A 2,431-nucleotide genomic window follows, 5' to 3' on the forward strand; every position below is an offset into this window, starting at 1 on the left:
GGCGCGAGGCTGCGGCGTCGCCACGGAAATACTTCAGCAGCCTGGCCTCGATGGCCTGGCGGATCTGCGCCTCGGGCAGGGCCGAAGGCGCATTGTCCGAAGGCAGCGGCAGCGCAGGCGTGTCGCTCCACAGGTCGGCCGGGTGCACCCGCTCGGCACCGGCCAGCACCAGCACGTCACGGTACTGCGGGAACAGGCTCAGCTCGGAGGCCGGCTTGCCGGCCAGTTGGCGGCGCAGGTAGTCCAGCACCGCAAACGAGACACGCTCCAGCGTCTGCACCGCTGCTAGGTCGAAGGTCGCCTGGCCCAGGCTCAGCCGTTGCAGGGCCTGCTCGCTGCCGCGCAGCAAGCGGGCCGGTGCGGCCACGCCGATCAGTTCCAGTGCGCCCACGCCCTGGTGGATCAGGCTGCGGGCCTGCAGCAAGGCGGTCGGGGCGCCGCCGCCTTCGTCGCCCGCCGTGCTTTCAAGACTGCGCAGATGGCGGCGCAAGGCCTTGTGCGCGTTGTCCAGCGTGCGGCGGAGTTCATCCTGAACCCAGGCCAGCGCGCTCAGGTCACCCGGCAGTTCGTGGTCTTGTGCTTGGTCCATGGTGTTGCCGGAATTCCTGTCCATGAAATGAGCCCGCCGGACCCGCCGCGTGTTCGCGTCAGGCCCGGCTCGGGCTTTGAGTCACCGCGTCGGCACCGCCGACCCGCGAAAACACGACCCCCAACAGGCCGTGCAGCGCATCCATCAGGCGATCTTGAACCGGTCCACAGACTGGCGCAATTCGTCCGCCGAACGCGACAGGTCATGGACCATCTGAGCGGTCGAGCGCGTGCCCTCGCCGGTCTGCTCGGTCACCGCGAAAATGTGCTGGATATTGGCGGCCACCACGTTGGCGGACTCGGCTTCGCTGCGCGCTTCGCTGGAAATGCCTTCAATCAGCGACGACAGTTCGCGCGTCACACGGTCGATGTCGGTCAGTGCGCTACCGGCCGCGTCGGACAGCTGGGCGTTCTGCACCACACCTTGCGTGGACTGTTCCATGGCGGCCACGGCGTCCTGGGTGTCGGTCTGAATGGTCTTCACCAGTGCCGCGATCTGCCGCGTCGCATCAGCCGAGCGTTCGGCCAGCCGCTGCACTTCTTCGGCAACCACCGAGAAGCCCCGGCCCGCTTCACCGGCCGAAGCGGCCTGGATGGCGGCGTTCAGGGCCAGCACGTTGGTCTGCTCGGTAATGTCGGAAATCAGCTCGGTGATTTCGCCAATCTCCTGCGAGGACTCACCCAGCCGCTTGATGCGCTTGGAGGTCTCCTGGATCTGTTCGCGCAGCGTGTTCATGCCGCCAATCGTGTCGGCCACCGCCTTGCGGCCGGTGGTCGCCGCGTCCAGCGACTGGCGCGCCACCGCCGCGGTTTCCTGCGCCTGCGCGGACACCTGGTTAATCCGCGATGCCATCTGCAGCACCGACTCGCCGGTTTCGCGAATCTCGCGCAGCTGTTCGGTCGAAGCGGCCAGCAGCTCGGTCGAGGTCTGTTCAACCTGCTGCGTGGTGTCCGTCACCCGGGCCGCCGTGCCCTGCACCGAGGCCACCAGGCTGCGCAGTTCTTCCACCGTGTAGTTCACCGAGTCGGCGATGGCGCCGGTGATGTCTTCCGTCACCGTGGCCTGCTGCGTCAGGTCGCCTTCAGCCACCGTCTGCAGTTCGTTCATCAAACGCAAAATCGCGGCCTGGTTCGCATCGTTGACGCGCTTGGCTTCACGCTCCTGCTCCTCGGCCGCAAGACGCTGGCCTTCGGCCTGCTGGGCACGCAAGGCCTGATTGCGCACATACAAGCGCAGGAAGCCGACACCGCCGGCAATGATGGCCGCAGCCGACAGCAGCAGGGCCAGCAGGTAGCCAGCGCTCAGGCCGCCCTGGCCTTCCAGGCTGGACTGGACCTGCTCCAGGCCTTTTCGCAGCGGCTCGGAGTCGGCCACGATCACGGTCTGGGCTTCACGTGCCGAAACCAGGCCTTGCAGGTTGCCCAGAATGGCGCTGGCCTGCGCCCGCGTCTGCTCGTACTGGGCGACCAGCTGTTCCAGCCGTTCCTTGGTCTGCGGGTCCTTGGTGCCAGGCAGGCGCAGCTCGGGGTTGCCGTGCAACAGGCCGTCGGCGATTTCGCGGAACGAGTTCAAGTCCTTGCCGAGCAGGAACACGGCCTCGGGGCTCACGCCCTCCAGCGTCAGGAATTCGTTGGCGCTCTTGCCAATCCGCTGGGTCAACATCACCAACTGGCCGACGGCGGACAGCTCGGCCGCCGAAGCGTTGGTCTGCAGCTTCAGCGAGGACACCGTTTCAGCGGTTTCCAGCAGGTCGGACGACTGGCGGTTGATCAGGCGCAGCGCCTGGCCGACCTGCGTCAGCACCGTCTGCTGGGCCAGCACGATGCCGGCGTTCTTCTCGGC

Annotated in this window: 2 protein-coding genes; both read right to left on the reverse strand. The window is 67.1% G+C overall.

Going from position 1 to position 2,431, the window contains the following annotated elements; genetic code table 11:
* Positions 1–589 (reverse strand): hypothetical protein (locus tag FKP22_RS27330; RefSeq protein WP_141291099.1); only part of this gene is annotated, 589 nt, incomplete at its 3' end.
* A gap of 144 nt (positions 590–733) precedes the next feature.
* On the reverse strand, positions 734–2,431 hold a 1,698-nt coding region (locus FKP22_RS27335; protein WP_141291100.1), incomplete at its 5' end, for a methyl-accepting chemotaxis protein.

Source organism: Ideonella azotifigens (assembly GCF_006519715.1).
Classification (GTDB): domain Bacteria; phylum Pseudomonadota; class Gammaproteobacteria; order Burkholderiales; family Burkholderiaceae_C; genus Ideonella; species Ideonella azotifigens.